This window comes from Ktedonosporobacter rubrisoli (assembly GCF_004208415.1).
Taxonomy (GTDB): Bacteria; Chloroflexota; Ktedonobacteria; order Ktedonobacterales; family Ktedonobacteraceae; genus Ktedonosporobacter; species Ktedonosporobacter rubrisoli.
In genome coordinates, this window is record NZ_CP035758.1 from 11,179,618 (window position 1) to 11,201,475 (window position 21,858).

Here is a 21,858-nt window from a genome sequence, read left to right on the forward strand (position 1 = left end):
GCTGGCACTGTTTCTAATGTCAGAAAGCATCGCCGTTGCATTACCTGCCCTTATCTGTAGGACTGGGTAAGAGCAGCGGTGGTGTCTGGGTTGCACGCTTAGCTTGTGAGATGGAGCCTTTCAGCAGCCATAAGATCAACGTTTGTCCATAGAGCTCCATCCACTCTCCTGTGTATATTCTGCGCTCCAACCTTTTTGTACCCTCCAAAAATGCGCTAACATAAATAATGCTCACCGAGCACAACAGGGGCGCTTATAGCTCAGTCTCGCATGATTTTGTCGCCATGAAACGATAGAGAGGGCTGAGCAAAGAAAGCTCGATTGCCATTACTGCTGGAAACAGTCATTAAAACCCTCCCTTCAGGTCCACTATATTTACTCACGTCAGTAGTCATAAAACTATCTTGATTAAGCTTGATGCTGTCCCAGGATGCTTTGAGCCAGTTGTAGAGATGTATCTGGAGGTGGCTGCTGGCTGTGGGGAGTCCGGTGTTTGGACCGCCAGGGTGGGCTATTAAATCTGGTACCGAAATGGTCAGGCTGTTAGAATGTAACTGCTCTGTAGCGGGTGGGAGGAATTCGAAAGTTAAACTACCGGCAGACATGCTATATATACCGGGAAGGGCGAGCTGAGCATCATAGCTCTGAATATCGATAATCTTGCCTGTGATAAAATGGGCGGGAATATCAGCAGGATTGTTGATGGCAATGTTCAGTGGCATCTGGAGCAGTGTATCATGGGTGCCCGCTGGATGGCCACCATTAATGCTCAAATTATTGATGCTAGCGATATCTTGGTCTGGCCAGCCGATTAAGGTCGCTTCTGCACCCGGTATGAGTAATGGATCATAGGTGTTGAATAAGATAGGGTTAGGCACGCGGCCGCCTGTCACAAAGATATTATTGCCGCTAGTTATGGCGTGGGTATTGCATGGACCGGCGCACGAAGAAAACGAGAAGCCGGTTCCATTGAGGGCTTCTAGTAGAGCAATATGGCGCTGAAAATCGTTCTGAGGTTTAGCGTTATTCGTATAGGGAAAATAAGCGTTTGGCAGTTTGCCGTTCTCTGCTAGCTGATCTGCAAGTGGTCGCGCAGACCAGAAAGATGAATTATGTAATGGAATCTTGACATGTTGTATCGCACCTGCTGCAAGATGCCCAAGCGAGGCAAAGCCCTGGGGTAAGAGGATGTAGACGTCATTGAGAGAAGTAGGTAGCGTATTTTTGATGGTTCCTATAATCTGGTTATCCTGCAGGTTGAGATTTGTCGTTATACTTCCGTGGAACTGGCTATCCTGTTCTGAGACGATGGGATGGAAGGTCCAGGAACCACTAACTTGCCGATTGAGATTCATACCATCGGCCTCCATTGTGAACATAGATGGATCATTATCTTCGGTGGCCATGGCATGAGAGTCCGATAACATCTGCCCTGTGATCGGTTGAGCCACAGTATTACCGGAAAGATGGAGATTGAAAGTTCCCTGGTTAGGCACGAATATGCCCATATAATTGGTAATGTGCGCTGTAGAGCCATCCTGATTGACCTGAATAAGCGAGATGCTATTATTCATTAATGAGGTATTACGCTGATAAAATGCCAGCTCGTAAGAGATGAAAGAGAAAATAACGATGCAAGCAAGGAAGATGCGCCAGTTCCACCAGCGCGGCTGCTTCAGGCCCTTAACAATTAATAGGCGAATTGGGCCAAGAGCTAGAATATAGGCAAGAAGGAGTACAATAATGATCCAAGGGCCAATTAAGGTCTCTGTTTTGATCATGCTGAGTATACCGCCGCGGGTAAGTATGTGGCCTGGCCCACTATAATAGCTGGGAGTGACGTTAGGGATTAAGAACTTATCGCCCATCGCGTGAATGAGTATAATTGACCAGAGCGTGTTCACTCCTTGCCAGCTAACCAGAGGATCGTCGGCAAGATCGAAGGCCACGTAGCAAATGGTGCCCTGGCCCTGGTGAGTCTGCGCTAGGAGTGGAGTCGATCCTGTGGAAAGAATTGACTCGCTCCCAAAGAAGGTATGTTGGGGATGCAAAGCGGCAGTGCTGATGATTACCGATTCTGGAAGTGTGCTTGGGAACGGCATCTCTTCAGGATTAAAGGCCGGGGTATTTCCGGGCGGGAGCAGATTGGTGCCGGCGGAGAGAAGCCGTGTTCCATCGATAGATACTGGTAGCAGATTTGCCGGGAGTGGGCTCAATGTGCGCCGCCATTGCGGTCCACCAACCTCGATAAGCACCCCTCCCTGATTGACCCAGGTTTCTAGAGCAGTGATCTGCGCGGGTTTGAGATCTTTAGTATTGAAATCGTCAAGTACGATAACATCGAAGTTGTCAAGCACAGCTTCAGTTGTCGGAAAGGTGTTAGCATCAAGCGGTGAAGTTGTAAGTGAACTGGTTTGATTAGGAAGTGTAACGTAGGTAAGGGCACCAATTCCGGTTGGCGTATCGGAAAGTACGCCAATTAGTAAGTCACCGGGTTTCACCTCATAGCCGCTGGGCTCGTTGTCAGTGGCCAGGATATGGCCATTTCCATCCTGAAAAGTCGCATTGACGCCGCGCGGAATAAAATTTCCCAGATAAAAAGGTATGTTAAAGACGAAACGTTTTTGCGAATGAGCTGGTAGAGTTACTTTTTCCTCAAAAACCCAGGGAGAAGCAATGCCAGCAATGTTCGTGCGTGGAGGCCCTGTAATGATCTTGACAGCTAGCGTTCCCGTGACCTGCTTAGCGGGGTTATTCGCAGTAATATATATCGGAGTCCAGTAGCCAAAGCGATAAACATTGTCGAAGCCCACATTCATTTGTAGTGCTATTTTTTTTAGGGGCGGCGACTCGATTGCGTGGGCTGATACTTCTGGAGGAGGGAGCAGTAAGAACAATAGTAGGCAGCAGCCAACACTGGATAGAAGCAGAAGCGCTAACCAGGGCCTGGTATTACGATGAGCAAGCATGAGTCTGCACCCTTCCTTGCAGTATCTTTGGAATGGATCGCGATGTTAGCATGCTCGCGTGGGGAATTATGCCCCACAGCAATGCACATAGCGATATTATAAAGGTTACTTGAGTAGGTACCAGGATTTACTACGTTTTGATTATGGTTAATTTCTCATATCATATCAAGAGTTGGCCGGACCTACAAGAGTTATATAAGATTGTCGGAAAAAGTCAACAATCATAAAGCCGATTTTGTTAAAAGCTATTCGGCTAGTCTCTCTCTCGTGCGGTATTTAATATCATAGTTAATAATAAAATCTAATTCTTCATTAGTAAAGCCGTATAAGTGGGCTAGAGTAGTATCGATGTGGTCGATGATGGCTTTGGATTTGCGCGCATAGACGGTGTAACTTCCAGTCTCGCCGCGCTTGAGATGCAAAGCATGCAGACGATAATCAGCCATAAGCTGTTGGCATGCGCTCTTCAAGGCTGCCCTGATGGTACTAGCCTGGGGATAGGAAAAGCGGAAGCCAAAGAGCATATAATCCTTCAGATTAAAGGTGTCAAAGGTGACTGTATAGTACCACCAGAAGAGCGAGCTATTAAATAAGGCTACAAATATATCGCGATCGTAGAGCTCCTGAAATGAGCATTGTTTATTTGAGGTTGTGCGATATGGCCAGGCAAAGTTAGTGAAAATCTTCCAGTATAAGCCGCCAGCCGAGCGGTAATACATCGTATTGTGTTCGAGCGGTGGGGCCAAGTACTCGCTGACGGTCCGATGCTGCCGGACCTTGTGCATAATAGCATTTTCAACCTCAGAGCCAAACTTGGGATAATAATGCCGATTCTGAGGATCAGAAGGAACCGTGACCTGACAATAAGTAAGTGCAGGGAACAACAAATCCCTATAAGGAGCAAACCACTTGTTGAGATGGGTGCTGAAACGTCTTTCTGGTCCCTCTGCTTTCGCTAAATAGATGACCGTGGGAATGCTAGCAACTTTGTTACCAGTAAAGAGCATAGAGGGACGAAAATGGTAGAAAGAGAGCCAGCTACAAGGAAACCAGCGCTGGAAACCTTCAATGAAGGGACGCATGTTTCTTGTTGAGAATGCTGCTAAAGGAAGTATCATGCCTTGATAGCCAGTGGCTGAAAGCAGGTGATAGCTGCGCTCAACGGTGCAGGGATAGAGGTTGGAACATGGAAGTGTGGAGAAGTTCTTTAGCGTATAGGCGAAGTTCGCATCGTATTCAACATATGGCGGGTTGCCAATAATAACGCTAAAGCCACCCTGCTCGATAATATCAGCGAACTCGATGCACCAATGGAATGGTTTGTGACTCTCGTACCATTGTTTGAAGTGCGAGCGTTGGCGCTGATTAATATCATAGGCCAACGCCAGGCGATGATCTAGCTCCTTGCGTATCTTTGTGGCCTTCTCCGAGGAGGTTAGTTTGCTCCTGGGCAAGCTGAAGCCAGCCTCAGCGCTATTGATGAAGCCTATGAGGGCATTACCTACACGGATATTATGCTTGATGTCAGGTAAGGGTTCCAGGTGCTCGATCCGCTCTACCTGGGCCAGAAGCTTGAGAAAAAGGCGCAGTTTGCAGATTTCTGTTGCCTGTTCCATCATATCTACGCCATAGAGATTGTGGGTGATAATAGACTTACGTACAAAGTAGCGGCAATTGGGATGTTTATCAATCTGTTGAAGAATAGAGGAGAAATCCTGGCAATTACCCTTATGCATTAGCTGGTACATCTGCTCCAGGCAGGCTTCATAAAGAGGTTCAAGAATCTCCAAGGCAATAAGCAGGAAAGCTCCAGAGCCGCAAGTAGGATCGAGAATCGTCATCTGCTGAAGGCACGTATAAAACGTAAGTAGCAATGTGGGCTCGTCAAGTTGCTTGATGATGTCGTGGGCGAGCTGGCACAGATCAAGATTATAAGTGATGAGATCTTCAACAGAAGTGAGTGCGCCGCTCTGTAGCATATTGGATAAACGAGTAAAGTAAGCGCGCCGCGTGATAAATTCGCGCTGGGTCTCTGTGGGAAGTGTGTACTCACTTTGGATCGCCGGATAGATATAGCGATTGGGGTTGGCCTGTAAGCGCTGGCGTATCAACTGCTGGAGGGCACCTGAACACGTATAAGAGCGCTCAACCTGTTGGAAGAGATAAGGTATGATCGTATTTTTGGCAATATAGCCACTAATATCTTCTTTTGTATAATAGGCTCCCATCTGCTGCTGATTGACGTATTGCTCAAAGATATAGCCGAGAATAGATGGATTGATCTCATCAACGTAAGGTGTGACCTGCTCGTTCAAACGCCATTGAAACTTGTCAAAGAATGCAAAAAGGTTTTCAAAAGCTTCATCGGCAATCCAGAATGTCTCCGCCGAGTGCTCTAAGTCATGGGGAGTGAATAAATTGCCATTCAGATAGGGAACGGGCTCCCCTGTAAGTGAGCTGGCTGCTCTCTGCTGGAGAGGAGTGCCTAGCTCCAGGAAAAAAGGTAGCAGGAAATCGCGGTAAAAGCGATTGGGCCCCCGCTGAGTTTGTGAGTAGCTAAGCTGGTGACGGAGATAGTGAATATCGGCATTAAGAAACTTTTTGTGCTGAATGAAATAGATAAACATCAGACGGTGTAGCAAAAGGGAAGCATATAGCTCACGTTCGGACTGTGGGCCCCGAATATGCTCAAGGAGAGCGCGATGGATGTTTTTGAAGTGCTGATAAAAGCGCCGGGTAGTCTGTTCAGTATTGAGTGCTGATTCTTGATGCTCATCACGCACTACGGACACCTCTCCTCTAGCGCTTGAAGATGCTGTAAAAGGCAGATGATGCGCAACTGCCGAAAATTCTGCCATGGCTAATGATACGTCTCCAACCTACAATTGTAAAGTGGCTGCCCCTGCTGGCGGCCACAATGTGCTGTTAGCGTACTCTTTTTTGCCCATTCGGTACTTAATATCATAGTTGATGATGAAGTCTAACTCTTCGTTTGTAAAGCCGAAGTAGCTGGCCAGAACTCTGTCGATCTCATCGAGAAGCGCTTTTGAAGAGTGCATGCGATACTCTTCAAGCTCTATCAAATAGCCGGGCTTCTTTTGCCTTGTGCCGGATCTGGTATTGCGTGTGCTCATCTGGGCATTGCGCTGGATCTCCTCTTCCAGTTGTATGGCGAGATCGGGCAGGGCAGCAATAGTATAGAGCGCGTTGCCCGTGGGAAAGCTTTTTACTAGCGATTGCGAGAGATGAAAGCTATCGGCATATGTAGCAAACCATAGATAAAAAAGCGAACAATTCAGGAGGGCCATAACCGTATGCGCAAGCTGCTCATTCGCGAGAAAGAGGAAGCGGCCGTGGGGAGGATGCATGATTTTGCCATTTTTCTTATAGAATGGAACGCGGCATGTCGCTTTGAGCCAGTAGTTTGTAGCTTCCTGGTAGTAAACAAAATATGGAGTTGGCTCTGTGTGTAAGATTGACTCCAGCCGGGCCTCTTTTCCCTTTTGCAGAATTTTTTGCATGATTTGCTCATGCAAAGAAGAGGCGAGCTTAGGAAAGATAGAGCCGCTTGCCTTGCTCTTTACATGTGTATATGAAATCAAATTGATTAGATGAGGGCGCTCTGCCGCGTACCAGCGCTTTACGCCAGTGACATAGAGCGCTGGTCGGAAGGGTGTTTTTGCGCGTTGCGCCAGCAGGATCGAGAGCCGTTGAAATGCGCTCTCAAAGAGGCGCGAGGGGAATATCTCAAAATTAGAGAGCCAGATGGGAGAAGTAGACTGACGGATGATCTGGCGAAGGCGTTTGAAGCGATTTCCGCTACAGATGCTCAATGGGACAATAAGCCCTAGATGGCTCATCTCAGAGCGGCACAGGGCCAGCGAGCGTTCTATAACTGCCGCATAGAGATTGCCGCAGCTCTCTTTCTCGTAGCCCTGGATCTGATAGCTATGTTTAATTTTGTGATATTCGACAAAGGGAGGATTCCCAATGATAATGTCGAAGCCCCCCTGTTGCATTCGGTGAGGAAATGCGCTAAACCAATGAAATGGCTGGTTGTTAGCCCTATCATTTTTCTTATAGCCATAATCAGCGTTCTCATGTGCTTCTGCGGCGGGAGACAGCTGATATGCTTGAGGGTGCGCTGGCTCTGGATCGTGTATAAGACCTACTAGCGCATTGCCACAACGAATGTTTTGCTGAAGAGCTAGTAGCGGTTGGATATCTTCGATACATTCTGTATGATCCAGGAGGGCCATGAAGAGGCGCAGTTTACAGACCTCTATAGCTTCGGGCATGAGATCTACGCCATAAAGATTGTGAGTGATGATGGATGTAAGGATGTAGTGATCCAGGCTGTGGTGTTGCTGGATCTGCTGAAGGAGGCTGTTATACCTATTCAGACTTACAGGGTTTGAGGAGAGCCGGGAGCTGTGATCTGGGAGCTGATGTTGCTCTATCAATGCATACATTCGTTGAAGGCATGCTTTGTAAAGAGTCTTGAGGAGATGAAGGGCGGCCATAAGAAATGCCCCTGATCCACAGGTAGGGTCGAGAATACTTATTTGTTCAATATTTGTATAAAAAGCCAGTAGCCAATCCAGCTGTTCGCAGTCCTCAATCACATCCAGGGCAAACTGAAAAATATCCAGATTATAGGTAATGAAGGCGTGGATATGATTGATAGTTCCAGCGCTGAGTATGGCCGTGAGCATCTTATAGCGTTTCTGGCGGGCCCGATATTCGTGGCTTGCCTCGGCGGGAAGGTAAGTCCGTTCACGTATAACTCTCTGGATGTAGCGCTCAGGCCGTCTTTGGAGTAGTTGCCAGATGCTTGTGTCTGAACTAAAAGCTGCAGGATAACTGGCTTGTACCGCCTTAAAGAGATAAGAGATAATAGTATTATTCGTGATGTAGGTGCTAACGTCTGTACCCGTATAGTAGGCGCCTACTTGTTTCTGATCGCTAGTATGCTCACAGATGTAAGCAAAGATCGCAGCAGTTAAGGTATTTTCTGCCTGTATTTGATCTTCCTTGAGCTGCCACTGATACGTATCAAAAAACGCGAAGAGATGCACAAAGGCCCTATCGGCTATCTGGATATTTGCGTAGCGCAGTTCTAACGGGTGTAACGCAAATAACTGGAACGCAAGCAAGGGAACGTTGCCAAAGAGTGGGCTAGCCGCATAGCTAGCTCTGGAATTGCTCAGCTTGCTATGGAATAATGGCAATAAGAAGTGACGAAAAAACTGATCCTGGCCATAGTGCTCTTGTATTCGCTCTAAATGGGTAGAAAGATAAGCAGTATTGCTGTCTAGAAAGCCCCTCTTTTGCAAGAAGTAGAGGCACATTAAGCGTTGAAGTAGCAAAGATACGTATGTTCTTCGATCATTTTCCGCAGTGATGCCTTCTAGCTGCGTAAGAACAAAAGCCTGCTCGCTTTTGAAGAGCTGATAGAAGCGTTTGAACCCAGATTCAGCATGCGATTGTGAGCGCGTAAGCATAGTTACAGAAGCTCCTCCTTATTAACGCTGAATCTGAATTTATTGTAGCAAAGGTGTCAATAACTGCTTATTTGTAGCTATTCAAAGCGAGCTTTATTTGTTATAATCACAGTCTAATATGTCTGCTATAAGGATCGTAAACTACTCGTAGGTAAATACCCAGGAAGCTAATGTTATTAACTATCACAACAACCTACCAACCTGCGACTGACCTTGGCTATCTATTACATAAAAATCCAGCACGCGTCCAGCTGTTTTCACTTCCATTTGGTCAGGCCCATATCTTCTATCCCGAGGCAAGCCAGGAACGCTGTACGGCCGCTTTGCTGGTAGATGTTGATACCATTCGCCTGGTTCGCGGGCGCGATAAAGCTGTTGCCTTGAAGCATTACGTAAATGATAGAGCTTATGCGACTTCCTCATTTCTCTCAGTTGCTATTGCTAGCGTCTTTGGTTCTGCCCTTAATGGACATTGTACACAAAGGCCCGAACTGGTTACCCAGCAATTACCATTGCAGGCGCGCTTAATCGCCCTGCCTTGTGCACTTGGCGAAGGGTTGCTCAGGCGTCTCTTTGAGCCGTTAGGCTACGCCCTGGAAGTCCAATCCTATCCATTGGATGAGCAGCATGTTGAGTGGGGTATGAGCCCTTATTACACCTTAACTCTCAGCGCGACTTGCTGCTTGAGTGAGCTTCTTTCGCATCTCTATGTGCTAATTCCTGTCTTAGATAATGACAAGCATTACTGGATCGGAGCCGACGAAGTTGATAAGCTGCTCAGGCATGGAAAGGGCTGGCTAGAGACGCATCCTGAACGAAGGCAAATAGTGTGGCGCTACCTCAGACGGCGCCATGATCTGATTCGCGATGCTCTGACTCGCCTGGTTCCTGAAGAAGAAAAGGAAGCTCAATCTGACGTAGAAGAGGAAAAGGAAGACGGGACAGCCGAGGATGGGCAAGTAAAGACTATGAGCTTGCATGATGTGCGCTTGCAGACGGTTTTAGCTATGTTGCAAAGTTGTGGAGCGCACAGCGTACTCGATCTAGGTTGTGGCGAAGGGAAACTACTAAAGTTGCTGCTGCAGGATAAAACCTTTGAGCGTATCCTTGGCCTTGATATATCTTATCAGGCCTTAGAGAAAGCGCGAAGACGGCTGCATTTTGGGAAGTTATCTATGCAGCAAAAGAAGCGCCTCGCGCTGGTACATGGAGCCCTGACCTATCGTGATAAGCGTCTTGAAGGTTTTGACGCGGCCGCAGTCGTCGAAGTGATTGAACATCTGGATCAAGCACGCCTGGCGGCCTTTGAGCGCGTTCTATTTGAGTTCGCTCATCCTGCAACAGTGATTATAACAACGCCCAATGCCGAGTATAATACCAATATCGCGACATTGGCTCCGGGCCAGTTACGTCATAAAGACCATCGCTTTGAGTGGACAAGGCAGGAGTTTGAGCGCTGGGCTACACGAGTCGCCGAGCGCTATGGCTATAATGTACAAATTTCCCTCCTTGCAAGGCCGGCTGCCCAAGGGGCTTGGACCTCTAGCGCTTCACCTGCTGAGAGCATAGAAACTGCAGAAGAGCAGTCCCCGGAAGTTGTCTCTAGCGGCGCACCAACTCAAATGGGCGTCTTTACGCGCAAAGGCTAATATCCCTCCAGATAGCATTGATAGGATGACATGCAGCATGAAGCAGGTGAAAGATGACTAACGAGCAACTATTGCGGCTGGTTTCCACACAACCCTATCCCTTGTTCTTGATGACTTTGAGCGGATCACATCTCTATGGCTTTGCTTCACCAAACTCAGATTACGACCTGCGTGGCGTCTATATTCTTCCCCTCAAAGAAGTAATTGGGCTCTATGAAGGACGCGACACGATTGAAACTACTATCAAGCTGGATGGCCAAGAAATTGACCTGGTGATGTATGATATCAAGAAATTCCTGGCCTTACTCTTAAAGAAAAACGGATTGATATTAGAGCAGATATACTCTCCCGTATTGGTGCAAGCCTTGCCAGAACTTGAGGAACTGAAGGATATCGCGCGCAAATGCATCTCACGCCATCATAAACATCACTATTATGGCTATGCCCAGGATCAGTGGAAGCTCCTCAATAGAAGCGAAGTTGGCTCTATTAAGAATTTGCTGCACGTTTATAGAGTCTTGCTTACCGGGCTTCATCTGTTGCGCAGTGGTGAGGTTGAAACAAATTTGCTCTGCCTGGGGGAGATGTTTCAGCTCACGTCTCTCCCTGATTTAATTGCGCGAAAGCAGGCAGGAGGGCAAAAAGCAGTTCTGGATAAGGGTGAGATAGCTTTGCACCGGGCTGAATATGAGCGGCTGTTACAGGAATTGGAGCAGGCTGCAAGCGTTTCTACCCTACCCGAAGGAGCCACGCTGGCGGAAAAGCGGGCTTTGAATGATCTACTCATCCGTTTGAGGTTGCAATATAGCTCATGAAAATAACGTTACCTGAATTCTCATTTGTGGTGCTGATTGGTCCTTCTGGCTCTGGTAAATCCAGTTTTGCGCAGAAACATTTTAGAGCGACCGAGGTGCTTTCATCTGATTTTTTTCGCGGCCTGGTCGCTGATGACGAAAACGATCAGAGTGCGACGAAGGAAGCCTTCGAAGCGCTGTATTTTCTCGCCGCTAAGCGGCTGACCGGGGCCAGATTAACGGTTATTGATGCAACAAACGTGCAGCCTGAGGCGCGTCGGCCGCTGATTGCTTTAGCCCGCGAATATCACTGCCTGCCAGTAGCCATTGTGTTTGATCTGCCCGAGCAGCTCTGTCTTGAGCGCAATCGCACACGCCCTGAGCGCAATTTCGGGGACCATGTTGTGCGGCGCCAGGCGATGCAACTCCGGCGCTCGCTACGCGGTTTACGCACTGAAGGGTTTCAGACAGTTCATCTGCTTTCCACAGCAGCACAAGTAGATGAGATTGAGATTGAGCGCCAGCCGCTCTGGAATAATCTCAGACATGAGCATGGTCCCTTCGATATTATCGGCGATGTCCACGGCTGCTTTGCCGAACTGAAAGCGTTATTGGGCCAGCTTGGATATTGCGTAGCCTACGATGAGGGGAAAGCTGCTTTCCAGGTGAGCCATCCGCAGGAACGCAGAGCAATCTTTCTGGGAGATCTTGTAGATCGTGGCCCTGAGATTCCGGCTGTACTGCGCCTGGTCATGGATATGGTAGAGGCGGGCGTGGCGTTCTGTATACCTGGCAATCATGATGTTAAATTGCTCCGTAAGCTAAAGGGGAAAAATGTCCAGGTCAGACATGGATTAGAAGCTTCTCTAGAGCAGTTGTCAGGGGAAAAGCCAGAATTTATAAGCCGGGTGACAGCATTTCTTGATGGCTTGATTAGCCATTATGTATTCGATGAAGGGAAGCTCGTCGTTGCGCATGCTGGCATGAAAGAGGATCTACAGGGCCGCGCCTCACGTATCGTTCGTGATTTTGCCCTCTACGGCGAAACGACAGGTGAGGTTGACGAGAATGGCTTGCCGATTCGCTACAACTGGGCCGCTGAGTACCGGGGCAAAGCTATGGTTGTCTATGGCCATACGCCTGTACACGAACCGCAATGGCTTAACCATACGCTTAATATCGATACAGGCTGCGTCTTTGGTGGCCGTTTGACCGCCCTACGTTACCCCGAGAAAGAACTTGTCTCTGTACCGGCGTCCCAGGCTTATAGTAAAGAGGTATCGATCTTCTCAGCTTCCAGGCCAACGGACGCTGCGGCGGAGCTTACTGAGCAACAGAGGCATGATGATCTGCTGGATCTTGAGGATGTAGTCGGCAAGCGCTTAGTTGAGACAAGGCTGCGCGGCAATATTATTATCCGTGAAGAGAATGCCATCGCGGCCCTGGAGGTTATGAGCCGCTTTGCCGCGAACCCCAGGTGGTTGATTTATTTGCCTCCTACCATGTCCCCAGGCGCAACAAGCAGTGAGCCCGGCTTGTTAGAGCATCCAGCGGAAGTGTTTGCGTACTATCGGCAGGAGGGCATTGCCAGGGTAATTTGCGAAGAGAAACATATGGGATCGCGCGCCATCCTCATTGTATGTCGCAATGAAGAGGCGGCCCGTAAACGCTTTGGTATAAGAGGCGAAGGGACCGGCATTTGTTACACGCGGACCGGGCGTCACTTCTTTAAAGATGAAGCGTTGGAAAAAGTAATCATAGAGCGCGTACAGGTGGCTCTTGAGCGCTCTCGATTCTGGGAGAAGTTGCAGACAGAATGGGCCTGCCTGGATTGTGAATTGCTGCCCTGGTCGGTGAAAGCTCAGGATCTGGTCTTACAACAGTATGCGGCAGTGGGTACGGCCGCAAGAGTAGCACTGAGCGAAACAGTTAATGTTCTGGAAAAAGCTGCGCAACAAGGTATGGACGTAGAAGCTTTGCTGGCAACATATAAGAATCGCCAGCTCTTAGCAACGCGCTATGTTGAAACCTACCGGGGCTATTGCTGGCCCGTGACCTCGATAGATGATCTCAAAATAGCCCCTTTTCATCTCCTGGCTACCGAGGGCGTCGTGCATGTAGATAAGGATCACCTCTGGCATATGGAAACGCTGGCGGCCGTGTGCAAAGCTGATGAGCAGCTCTTACGAGCAACGTCCTATCAGCTTGTTGATGTGGCAGATCCCGAGAGTGTAGCGCGAGGTATTCACTGGTGGGAGCAAGTAACGCAATGCGGGGGAGAGGGAATGGTTGTCAAGCCGCTCAGCTTTGTAGCTTCCGGCAGCCATAATCTCGTGCAACCAGCGATTAAATGCCGGGGTCCTGAATATCTGCGCATCATTTATGGACTGGAATATGACCTGCCAGAGAATCTAGAGCGCCTACGTTCGCGCGGCTTAGGCACTAAACGATCATTAGCTATGCGTGAGTTCGCATTAGGGATAGAGGCACTGGAGCGCTTTGTTGGTGGGGAGCCTTTACGGCGTATTCATGAGTGTGTTTTTGGCGTGTTAGCCCTGGAGAGCGAGCCCGTTGATCCGCGACTGTAGAGTATGGCACGAAAAGTCAGCAGGCTCTATTTGAACTAGTCTGCAGTGTTGCACGTGTAAAGGATAGAGTCCCGTGACGGGACATGCATCAGCTTGCTGTTCTTGCCCTGACATCCTAAAATGGAATAGGAGCCCGAGGTGAACACACTAGAAGCTAGTAAGATACAGAGGTAAGTATGACAACAACTCAGACGAAGCCACAAGTGCAACAATGGACGAACCTGGCTCAGCAATTACGCGTAGATAGCATTCGCTGTACAACCGCAGCAGGCTCAGGCCATCCGACATCTTCAATGTCTGCCGCAGATCTAATGGCCGTGCTTATGATCAGCTATCTGCACTATGATTTCGATAATCCAAAGAATCCCCACAATGACCATCTCATTTTTTCCAAGGGTCATGCATCTCCCCTCCTCTACTCTATGTATAAGGCTGCGGGGGCGATTAGCGACGAAGAGCTTATGACGTTGCGAAAGTTTGGAAGCCGGCTTGAGGGCCATCCTACCCCGGTTTTGCCCTGGGTGGATGTGGCGACTGGCTCTCTGGGGCAAGGATTACCTATAGGGGTAGGCGTAGGGCTAGCCGGTAAGTATCTTGACAAATTGCCTTATCACATCTGGGTATTGCTTGGCGATAGTGAGATGGCAGAAGGTTCTATCTGGGAAGCTTTTGATCATGCCTCGCACTATAAGCTGGATAATGTAGTTGGTATCCTTGACTGTAATCGTCTGGGCCAGCGTGGAGAAACAGAGCTCGGCTGGAATACAGAGGCTTATGCCGCCCGTGCTAAGGCCTTTGGCTGGAACCCTATAGTCATTAACGGCCATGACTATAACGAAATCAATGATGCGTTCAGCAGAGCCAGCCAGGCTAATGGAGCTCCAACGCTGATCGTCGCCAAGACCGTCAAGGGTAAGGGCGTCTCTTTCCTGGAAAATGTAAATGGTTGGCATGGGAAGGCGCTCAATAAAGAGCAGGAAGCGGAGGCTCTCAAAGAGCTCAACCCCTCAGTGCGTAGCATGACTTTCACCGTGCAAAAACCGACAAGCAGCCAGCCTATAGACGTGCCTGCCAGCAAGCCCTTAGAGTTACCGCGTTATGAAAAAGATCCTGTTGCAACACGTAAAGCTTATGGAGATGCCCTGAAGGCCCTGGGAGCTGCAAATCCACTGGTGGTTGCTATGGATGGCGAAGTAAGCAACTCAACCTATGCCGATGAATTTGCCAAGGCTTTTCCGGATCGCTACTTTGAACAATACATTGCAGAACAGCAGCTAGTTGCTGCAGCCGTAGGGATGAGTGTGCGGGAGAAGATTCCTTTTGCCTCAACCTTTGCGGCCTTCTTCTCGCGCGCTTATGACTTTATCCGCATGGCAGCCATTTCGCGTGCAAACATCCGCCTGGTGGGTTCGCATGCCGGCGTCTCAATCGGCGAGGATGGTCCCTCCCAGATGGCTTTAGAGGATCTGGCGATGATGCGCGCGGTTTTTGGGAGTACTGTGCTTTATCCTTGCGACCCTAATCAAACAGCGCAACTTGTAGCTGAGATGGCTGAGCATGATGGGATTGTCTATATGCGCACCACGCGCGAAAAGACGCCAGTAATCTATGAGGTGAGCGATAAATTTAGCATTGGTGGGAGCAGGGTGGTACGCCAGTCCGCTAGCGACCAGGCTACAGTAGTAGCAGCTGGGATTACCTTGCATGAAGCGCTAAAGGCATATGATCAGTTGCGAGAAGAAAATGTTACTATTCGCGTGATCGATGCGTACTCCGTAAAGCCAATAGACGAGGAAACACTCTTTGCGGCAGCCGAGGAAACTGGGAATAGAATCGTGACGGTTGAAGATCACTGGACAGAAGGCGGTCTGGGTGAGGCTGTGTTGGAAGCGTTTACCCAAAGGGATGGCCCATTACCACAGGTTGTGAAACTGGCCGTACAATCTATGCCCGGCTCTGGTACTCCTGCTGAATTGATGGAGGAGGCGGGTATCAGTGCGCATCATATTGTGCAGGCGGTAAAAGCTCTAGTCAAACATTAACCGGCATTGCATGCTGTATAGTAAAAGAAGAAGCCCTTAGAGGATAGGATGGCCAGCTCCTGCCATCCTATCCTTGTGTTTGCCTATACAGTCTCTTTAGGCCTGCTTGGCTTGTCAGGAGAGCCCGGCAAACAAGCAAGCGAGAAGGCAAGGTCACACATTGAGGTGCAAAGCCTTGCTATTTTCTAGCTGCAAGACTAACGGGATCTATAGCATCTGCTATCACCTTGTAGCCTTCATCCGTTGGGTGAATATCGTGATACTCAGAACACATCCAGGTATAGGTGCAGATATGTTGATTGGGTGTCTCTTCACCCCCAAAAGCGCTGAAGACATCTACTGTAAAGCCCACACCCTGCACATCATTTGCCAGATGCTGATTCAGCGTTTCGATATATGGGAGAGATTTTGGACAAATGTTCTGGAAGGGATTATAGTAATTAGTGACAAGAATGAAGCCACTCTTCAGGCCATTCACCTTCATTGCCTCTGTCAGACGAGCTAAAATGACATCTTTCAGATTCGCATCTAATGTAGCAAGGGCACTATTGAAGCTGGAGTCATCAATCTGACACGTTTGTGGGTTAATGAAGGGCAATACATCATTGGCTCCAATGGTAAGAGTGACTACACTGAACTTATTATGATGCTGCTTAATATAGTCAACTGCAGCTTGCAATTGCGAACCCTGGTAGGGATATTTGCGCAGCTTGGGCCGTGGACATTGCCCATTCATCGTTGTGCTGGTCTCGCCCGGACAAGCCATATTTACATATTCAGAAAGCCCTTCGTTTTGTAGCCGTTGGGCCAGAAGATCAGCGTAACCATGGGTGAAGTCATTGTTCGGCTGATAACCGAAGGCCAGCGAGTCGCCAAGCGCCAGATATTGCCAGCCAGTAATAGGGCCATTAGGGGCTGTTTCCTTGGCGTGAACAGAGCCAGGTTGTTGTAGGTAGAGGCTCGCTGTCAATGCTAATGCGATTGTTAATAAGAAGAGGAAGATGCGAAGTGACATCCGTGCCTTTTTCATTAAAAATACGCTCCTTATTTTCTCTCATAACGAAAATCACTAGCCCTTTTTAGAGAGAAGAACCGTATTTAAGTATATCATAACATGGATATAAATAAATACAGTATAGCCTTTTTGGCATGCTTTCCTGCTCATTCCAAAAAATATAGTAAAGTTGCTAATACTTGATGTGTTAGTAAAACAATAAATTGCATATAAATTCTTAAGTGATCTGATAGCATTTATTGCATAGTGATGAATGTTTTAAGACCATTTTGTTACATTCAGATATTAGGAGAGAAAATCGATTGGATGGGAAAAAACCAGAGAATACAGCCTCTCAAAACTGTGCCTTTGAGCGAGCAATGTACAATCGTGAAGCCCTAAGCGTTGAGCAATATATAGGCTTTCCACATATGCCATTTCTGCGTCCAGGCTTAGGAAGCTCTCCACTTGCTGGCTGCTAGGCTTACAGGAAAGGTGGGGCTACCAAAAACTTTGGCCAGCATAAATCAAAAGGCTTGCATGTGTTTCTGGAGTTGCGCCGGTAGAAAGTAAAGACTATAATAGGATTTGAAATTTGCCGGTCATCGCTAAGGTGGCTTACAAAAAAACTCGATGATCTTGTATATTTCCGCAGCGCTATGTGGAAATATACTTTAGCTTTATTTTACTACAGGGGCGTAGGTGGAAAGCTACGTGTAACCTGGATCATCAGGAAAGGTATCATATGGAGCCAGTCGATACAGATTTTGATTATGTTGCCCGTCAATCGCAGGCAAGGGATACAAAGAGCCGCTTCAATTGGCTATATCTTTTCCCCGCTCTCGGAGTAGTCTGGTTGTTGTTACTGCTTGCCGCGGCAACTTTCCAATTCTCGATCACGGATGTCGTGAATCCTGTTATGACCATTATGGTCGTGCTGTTCTTCTTGATGGTTGGATTTTTGTTCTGGGCCATGGCCCCCCAGGGCAAAAGATAACCATACATTCTGTAAAGAGGGTAGGTAAAAATAATGATATGCCTTACCCTCTTTATGTTGGATCAAGCTATGTGTTGCCAACCGTGTGGATCGACCTCAATATTCAGTTCTTCTCCCCATATCATACGTCCCAGCAATTCCGCTGATTCGACAAGGCGTGGCCCTGAACGATTCAGGTATTGGTTGCCGTCAAGAGCGTAGACGCGCCCTTGCTGCACAGCCTTTAGGGCCTGCCAGGCGGGGTGCTTTTGTAAGATAGGTATATCTTCCATCGTACGCTCAAGCGAGTAACCGCAAGGAGCCAGAAGCAGAATATCGGGATCAGCAGCCTGCAGCTCTTCCCAACTCAGGCGCGTTGAGTGTAGCCCGACTTCGCCAAAAATGAGCTCCCCACCAGCGTTTTCTATGAGCTCAGGGGTCCAGTTTCCGGCGGCAATTAATGGATCTAGCCATTCCAGAACAGCGATGCGTGGCTTGCGTGCACCCGCTCGTAAGCGTGTAGCCGTCTCGCTCAAGTTCTGTAAGCGCTGCTGATATCCTGTTACCAGCTCTTGAGCCTGGGGAAGGCGTTCCAGGGCTGTTCCTACTCGTAGCATATCTTCCCAAACGTCGCATAATCTATAGGGCGCGAGAGAGACTATGCGGGGATGAAGGCCGGTAAGCTGCTGTAGGGCGAGGGTTACATCGCGTTCGCTGACCGCGCATACTTCACATTGGGTCTGCGTGAAGATTACATCGGGTTGGAGTTCGCGCAGAAGCTCGACATTGATGGCGTAGATGCTTAGCGCTTCTAGAGTGTTTTCCTGTGCCCTCTCGCGTAATTGCTTGATTTGTGCATCGATCTCGCGGCTGCTGGTCTCTGTATTGATCCGCACTGCACTGACAAGTGGAAGACTGAGTATTTGGGGCGGATAGTCGCACTCATGCGAGCGCCCAACTAATTGGTCAAGACATCCAAGCGCCGCTATCATCTCCGTTGCGCTGGCCAGGAGAGAGATAATCCGCATTGATATTCCTTTCCGCATGTATGTGAAGTGATGGCTGCCGTATATGTTGCTAGTGCCATTGTAGCATAGATCCGGCCGGCCCTGTTTCGTTAAGCCTTGTTTTCAGTAGCCATCTTGCAGGTTAACAAAAGAAGCTTGAGTATGGATAGCAATTGCTCTTTTCCGCCCTCGCATCTTTCTCGTGATGTTGGTGCTACTTGCCTGAGGACGCGGAAGCAGAGGAGTAAAAAGGCACCAGATTGAAGTTTCTCTGGTGCCTTTCTATGCTAAGCGCTGATTTCTGCTTGCAGCACTTAGGCTTGATTTTGCAGGATGGCCGATGGAGAGGAAACGCTCTCCCGCTCAAATTTGTGCTGGAGGGCTCCCAGTTCAGCCTCCAGATCATCGATAAATTGACGGGCAACGCGCCCTGAGCGCCCGATATGTTGCCTTTCCCAGAGCAAAGCCCGTGAATGGAGCTCTTCTGCGGCAAGCTTGAGGCCACGCTGGCTGGCCAGACCATCCACAATAGCCAGGTAATGAGCCTGGTCAGGAGAGATGAACGTTAGGCGTAGCCCGAAACGATGGGCCAGGGAATGTTTCTCATCCATTGTATCGCGCCAGTGAACGTCCTGTGTAGGTTTGCCACGGTCCACAAAGTTCTCCTTGATCAGATTGAGCCGATTAGTTGTGGAGTGGATCAGAATGTTGGTAGGCCGTGCCTCCGCGGTTCCTTCTAGAAGAACCTTAAGCACCTTGTACTCAGTCTCGTGCTCTTCGAAGGAGAGATCATCGACGAAAATGATGTAATGCGGTGCCCGATCCCGTAGCTGGGCCACGATGCCTGGTAGATCCGCTATATGTTCTTTGCTGACTTCAACCAGGCGCAGGCCGTGCTCCGAGTAGGTGTTAATTAGAGCCTTAACTGTAGAGGATTTTCCTGTGCCTGGTGCGCCATAAAGCAGGACGTCATGGGCCGGCAGCCCGGCCAGGAAGCGCTCGACATTAGCACGTAAGATTGCTTGCTCACGCGCATACCCGATTAGATTTGAGAGCTGGATAGGATCAGGTGTAGTGACTCCCTGAAGCTGCTTATCCACGCCGTTCCAGCGTAGCGCATGATAGCGGGCCAGAATACCAGTCCCGTAGACGGACCAATACTTTTCAAGAAGAGAGGCAAGTTCTGACCAATCATCAATAGCGGCAGCTTGCTGAGCCAGCGTGTCGCGGGCATGAGAATTGTCTACATGCTCGGCAGAGGCCAGATTGCACCATGGTTCCCAGGCATTACGCAATATCGGCAGGGCCGGCGTGACGATATCACAGGTGGCGTTCCAGATAAGCTCAGCATCTAGCGCGAACAAGAGATGGAGTGCTCGCAGATCGCGTATGGCCTGAGCACGCAGGGTTGGGGTAACGCCGCTTGCTCCGGAGCGTTCCACCTGAGCACTCCAAATGTTGCTATCATCGATGAGGCGAGCAATGAGATAAGCCTGCCAGGCATCGGCTAAAGAAAGCGAAACATGAGTGTTTGCGGCGGCAGCTAGCTCCCTAAAAGCGTTGCTGTAGGCAGTCGCTGTGGCGACCGGTTCGGGTTCTGGCGCTGAGAGTTCCGTAAGCAGGCGTAGGAGAGCCTGTGCGGTAGAGCCATTAAGGACGCCATTGAGAAGTGTCAAGCCGTGAACAGCCTGTAGCGCTGTTTGTATCCGTTCACGTGCTGTAGTAGAAGATAATTTTTCCTGCATTGATGTCCCGATGAATAAGAGATAATAATTACAATTACTATGCAAAACGAAATCATCTGCTAGCGATGAACAAACTAATAATGCCTCGTCCTGACCTGATACCCAGGATAGCGATTATCTAATCAGTATATCAGTTATGTCTACCGGCTGGGGCTGCCTCTGTTGAGGAAGCTTCCCATTGCTAGTAAACAGCCCGCTTGCTAGCATGGTTTGATAACTATCTATGAGTATAAGCGCATAAAGGTCATTCCTTTCCCCAGTCATGACTGCTCCTTTGCGTAGCCCAGGTGGAGCGAGGCCGCCAGGGCTTGCCCTTTTACAAAGGCAATGAGGGCACTATCCTTTGGATCAAAGCGTGAGGCTGGCATGGAGATGGAGATGGCGCCCCAGACAGCCCCGTCGAGCTGATAGACTGGTACACCGATACAACAAACGCCAGGCTCAAATTCTTCTCTATCGAGGGCAAAGCCTTTCTCGCGAACCTGCTGTAGGATTTCCTGGATGGCATCCCACGAAATACGCGAATGTATAGTGCACATACTGGGAAGGTGCCTGCGATAGTAAGTCATGAGCTCCTGGGGCGAGATATGGGCCAGGACTGCCTTGCCGAGCGCACGCACAAAAGCGTGGTCTTTGTACCCGACATAAAGTGAGCGCACTTTGACATTCTGCGTACTCTCGGCAATATAGCTAATGGGAATCTCGCCATATTCCCACATCGCGACATAAACCGTTTCTCCAGTGCTGTGCATCAGTGATTGTGCCAGCATCTTGATTGATTGGGGGATATGGCGCTGACGCTGATAGAGATTATTTAGATGGGCCACTTTATCGCTCAGGCAATATTCCTGTGTATGCTTGTCTTTCCGCACATAACCGGTATATATCAGCGAGTTAAGCAGATGGTAGCAGGTACTTAGCTTAATGCCTGACATGTGACTTAGCCATTTGGCGGTGCAGCCATCCTCGCGTTGGGCAATGAGCTCAAGCAATTGCAAGCCGCGTACCAGGCTGGTGATCAGCCATGGCTTCCGATCATATTCTTCTTGTTGTTCCATACAGGAATCACCTTTGGGCTTATCTCTCTTGAATGAGCGAGCAGTGATGCGTAATTAATTGTTAGAGGAGAGTATATCATGGCTTGAGCTGCTATGCCGAGGGCAATTTTTCAAATTCCTGGAAATTCCTATCTGTGCATGGGCTGAAGGATACATTGTGCCTGCAATATCTCAGCAGGTGAAATAAGCATTTAGGAAAGAGAGGTGGTAAAAAAGTGAATAGAAAAGAAGACCAAAGCATATCTAGCAGCCTGGCAGACTATAGTACCGGCTGTAATGCTCAAGCCGAGTATTCGAGTTTATCAGTATTTGAAAAATAGGCCTCAGATGAGCAATCTGAATAGCAAACCTACGGGCTAGGCTCCATCCACCTGCCATATAATGACAGTTTTATCGTAGGAGGTAGTTGCCAGGTAACGTCCATTGGGGGACCAGGCAATATCGATGATAGTAGATGAATGCCCTCCAGTCTTGCCAAAGATCATGCTTTGTACGCTGGCATCGTTCACCTTTTTGCTGGTAGATACTTTTT

The 21,858-nt window shown here is 48.8% G+C and carries 13 protein-coding genes; 5 read left to right on the forward strand and 8 right to left on the reverse strand.

The annotated features are described in order from the left end of the window. Positions 1–260: 260 nt before the first annotated feature. From EPA93_RS47435 to EPA93_RS47445, 3 genes are all read right to left on the reverse strand, one after another. Positions 261–2,969 (reverse strand): hypothetical protein, encoded by a 2,709-nt coding sequence (locus tag EPA93_RS47435; RefSeq protein ID WP_129894259.1) that lies wholly within the window; start codon positions 2,967–2,969, stop codon positions 261–263. 245 nt (positions 2,970–3,214) lie between these two features. After that, entirely contained in the window at positions 3,215–5,752 is a 2,538-nt protein-coding gene (locus EPA93_RS47440; RefSeq protein WP_129894260.1) for an Eco57I restriction-modification methylase domain-containing protein, read from the reverse strand. A gap of 96 nt (positions 5,753–5,848) precedes the next feature. Beyond that, positions 5,849–8,473 carry an Eco57I restriction-modification methylase domain-containing protein gene (locus EPA93_RS47445; RefSeq protein ID WP_129894261.1) on the reverse strand — a complete coding sequence of 875 codons (2,625 nt, stop codon included), beginning with the start codon at positions 8,471–8,473 and terminating at the stop codon, positions 5,849–5,851. 170 nt (positions 8,474–8,643) lie between these two features. Between EPA93_RS47445 and EPA93_RS47450 the strand changes: the two genes are divergently transcribed. The 4 genes from EPA93_RS47450 to EPA93_RS47465 all read left to right on the forward strand — a co-directional run bounded on the left by EPA93_RS47450 (position 8,644) and on the right by EPA93_RS47465 (position 15,546). Further along, entirely contained in the window at positions 8,644–10,122 is a 1,479-nt protein-coding gene (locus tag EPA93_RS47450; protein WP_129894262.1) for a 3' terminal RNA ribose 2'-O-methyltransferase Hen1, read from the forward strand. A 53-nt stretch (positions 10,123–10,175) separates the two neighbouring features. Continuing rightward, entirely contained in the window at positions 10,176–10,937 is a 762-nt protein-coding gene (locus EPA93_RS47455) for a nucleotidyltransferase domain-containing protein (RefSeq protein WP_129894263.1), read from the forward strand. Next, the gene (locus EPA93_RS47460) at positions 10,934–13,504 is read left to right on the forward strand and encodes a polynucleotide kinase-phosphatase (RefSeq protein WP_129894264.1); all 2,571 of its coding nucleotides are present in this window, start codon (positions 10,934–10,936) and stop codon (positions 13,502–13,504) included. The genes EPA93_RS47455 and EPA93_RS47460 overlap by 4 nt, the downstream gene beginning before the upstream one ends. Before the next feature lie 176 nt (positions 13,505–13,680). Beyond that, a complete protein-coding gene (locus EPA93_RS47465) occupies positions 13,681–15,546 on the forward strand; it encodes a transketolase (RefSeq protein ID WP_129894265.1) in 1,866 nt (621 codons plus the stop codon). Between the two features lie 178 nt (positions 15,547–15,724). Here EPA93_RS47465 and EPA93_RS47470 read toward each other — a convergent pair whose 3' ends face one another. Then, positions 15,725–16,576: an SGNH/GDSL hydrolase family protein gene (locus EPA93_RS47470; protein ID WP_129894266.1), complete on the reverse strand. Its 852-nt coding sequence runs from the start codon at positions 16,574–16,576 to the stop codon at positions 15,725–15,727. 709 nt (positions 16,577–17,285) lie between these two features. On the opposite strand from EPA93_RS47470, the gene EPA93_RS47475 reads away from it, so the two are divergent. Further along, positions 17,286–17,537 (forward strand): hypothetical protein, encoded by a 252-nt coding sequence (locus EPA93_RS47475; protein WP_129894267.1) that lies wholly within the window; start codon positions 17,286–17,288, stop codon positions 17,535–17,537. Positions 17,538–17,599: 62 nt separating this feature from the next. Here the strand turns inward: EPA93_RS47475 and EPA93_RS47480 are convergent, their stop codons facing one another. From EPA93_RS47480 to EPA93_RS49440, 4 genes are all read right to left on the reverse strand, one after another. Then, positions 17,600–18,544: a cobalamin-binding protein gene (locus EPA93_RS47480; RefSeq protein WP_165423875.1), complete on the reverse strand. Its 945-nt coding sequence runs from the start codon at positions 18,542–18,544 to the stop codon at positions 17,600–17,602. A gap of 293 nt (positions 18,545–18,837) precedes the next feature. Continuing rightward, positions 18,838–20,268 carry an ATP-binding protein gene (locus EPA93_RS47485; protein WP_129894269.1) on the reverse strand — a complete coding sequence of 477 codons (1,431 nt, stop codon included), beginning with the start codon at positions 20,266–20,268 and terminating at the stop codon, positions 18,838–18,840. Between the two features lie 260 nt (positions 20,269–20,528). Then, the gene (locus tag EPA93_RS47490) at positions 20,529–21,326 is read right to left on the reverse strand and encodes an IclR family transcriptional regulator (protein WP_129894270.1); all 798 of its coding nucleotides are present in this window, start codon (positions 21,324–21,326) and stop codon (positions 20,529–20,531) included. Between the two features lie 356 nt (positions 21,327–21,682). Continuing rightward, entirely contained in the window at positions 21,683–21,835 is a 153-nt protein-coding gene (locus EPA93_RS49440) for a WD40 repeat domain-containing protein (RefSeq protein ID WP_129894271.1), read from the reverse strand. Between the last annotated feature and the right edge of the window lie 23 nt (positions 21,836–21,858).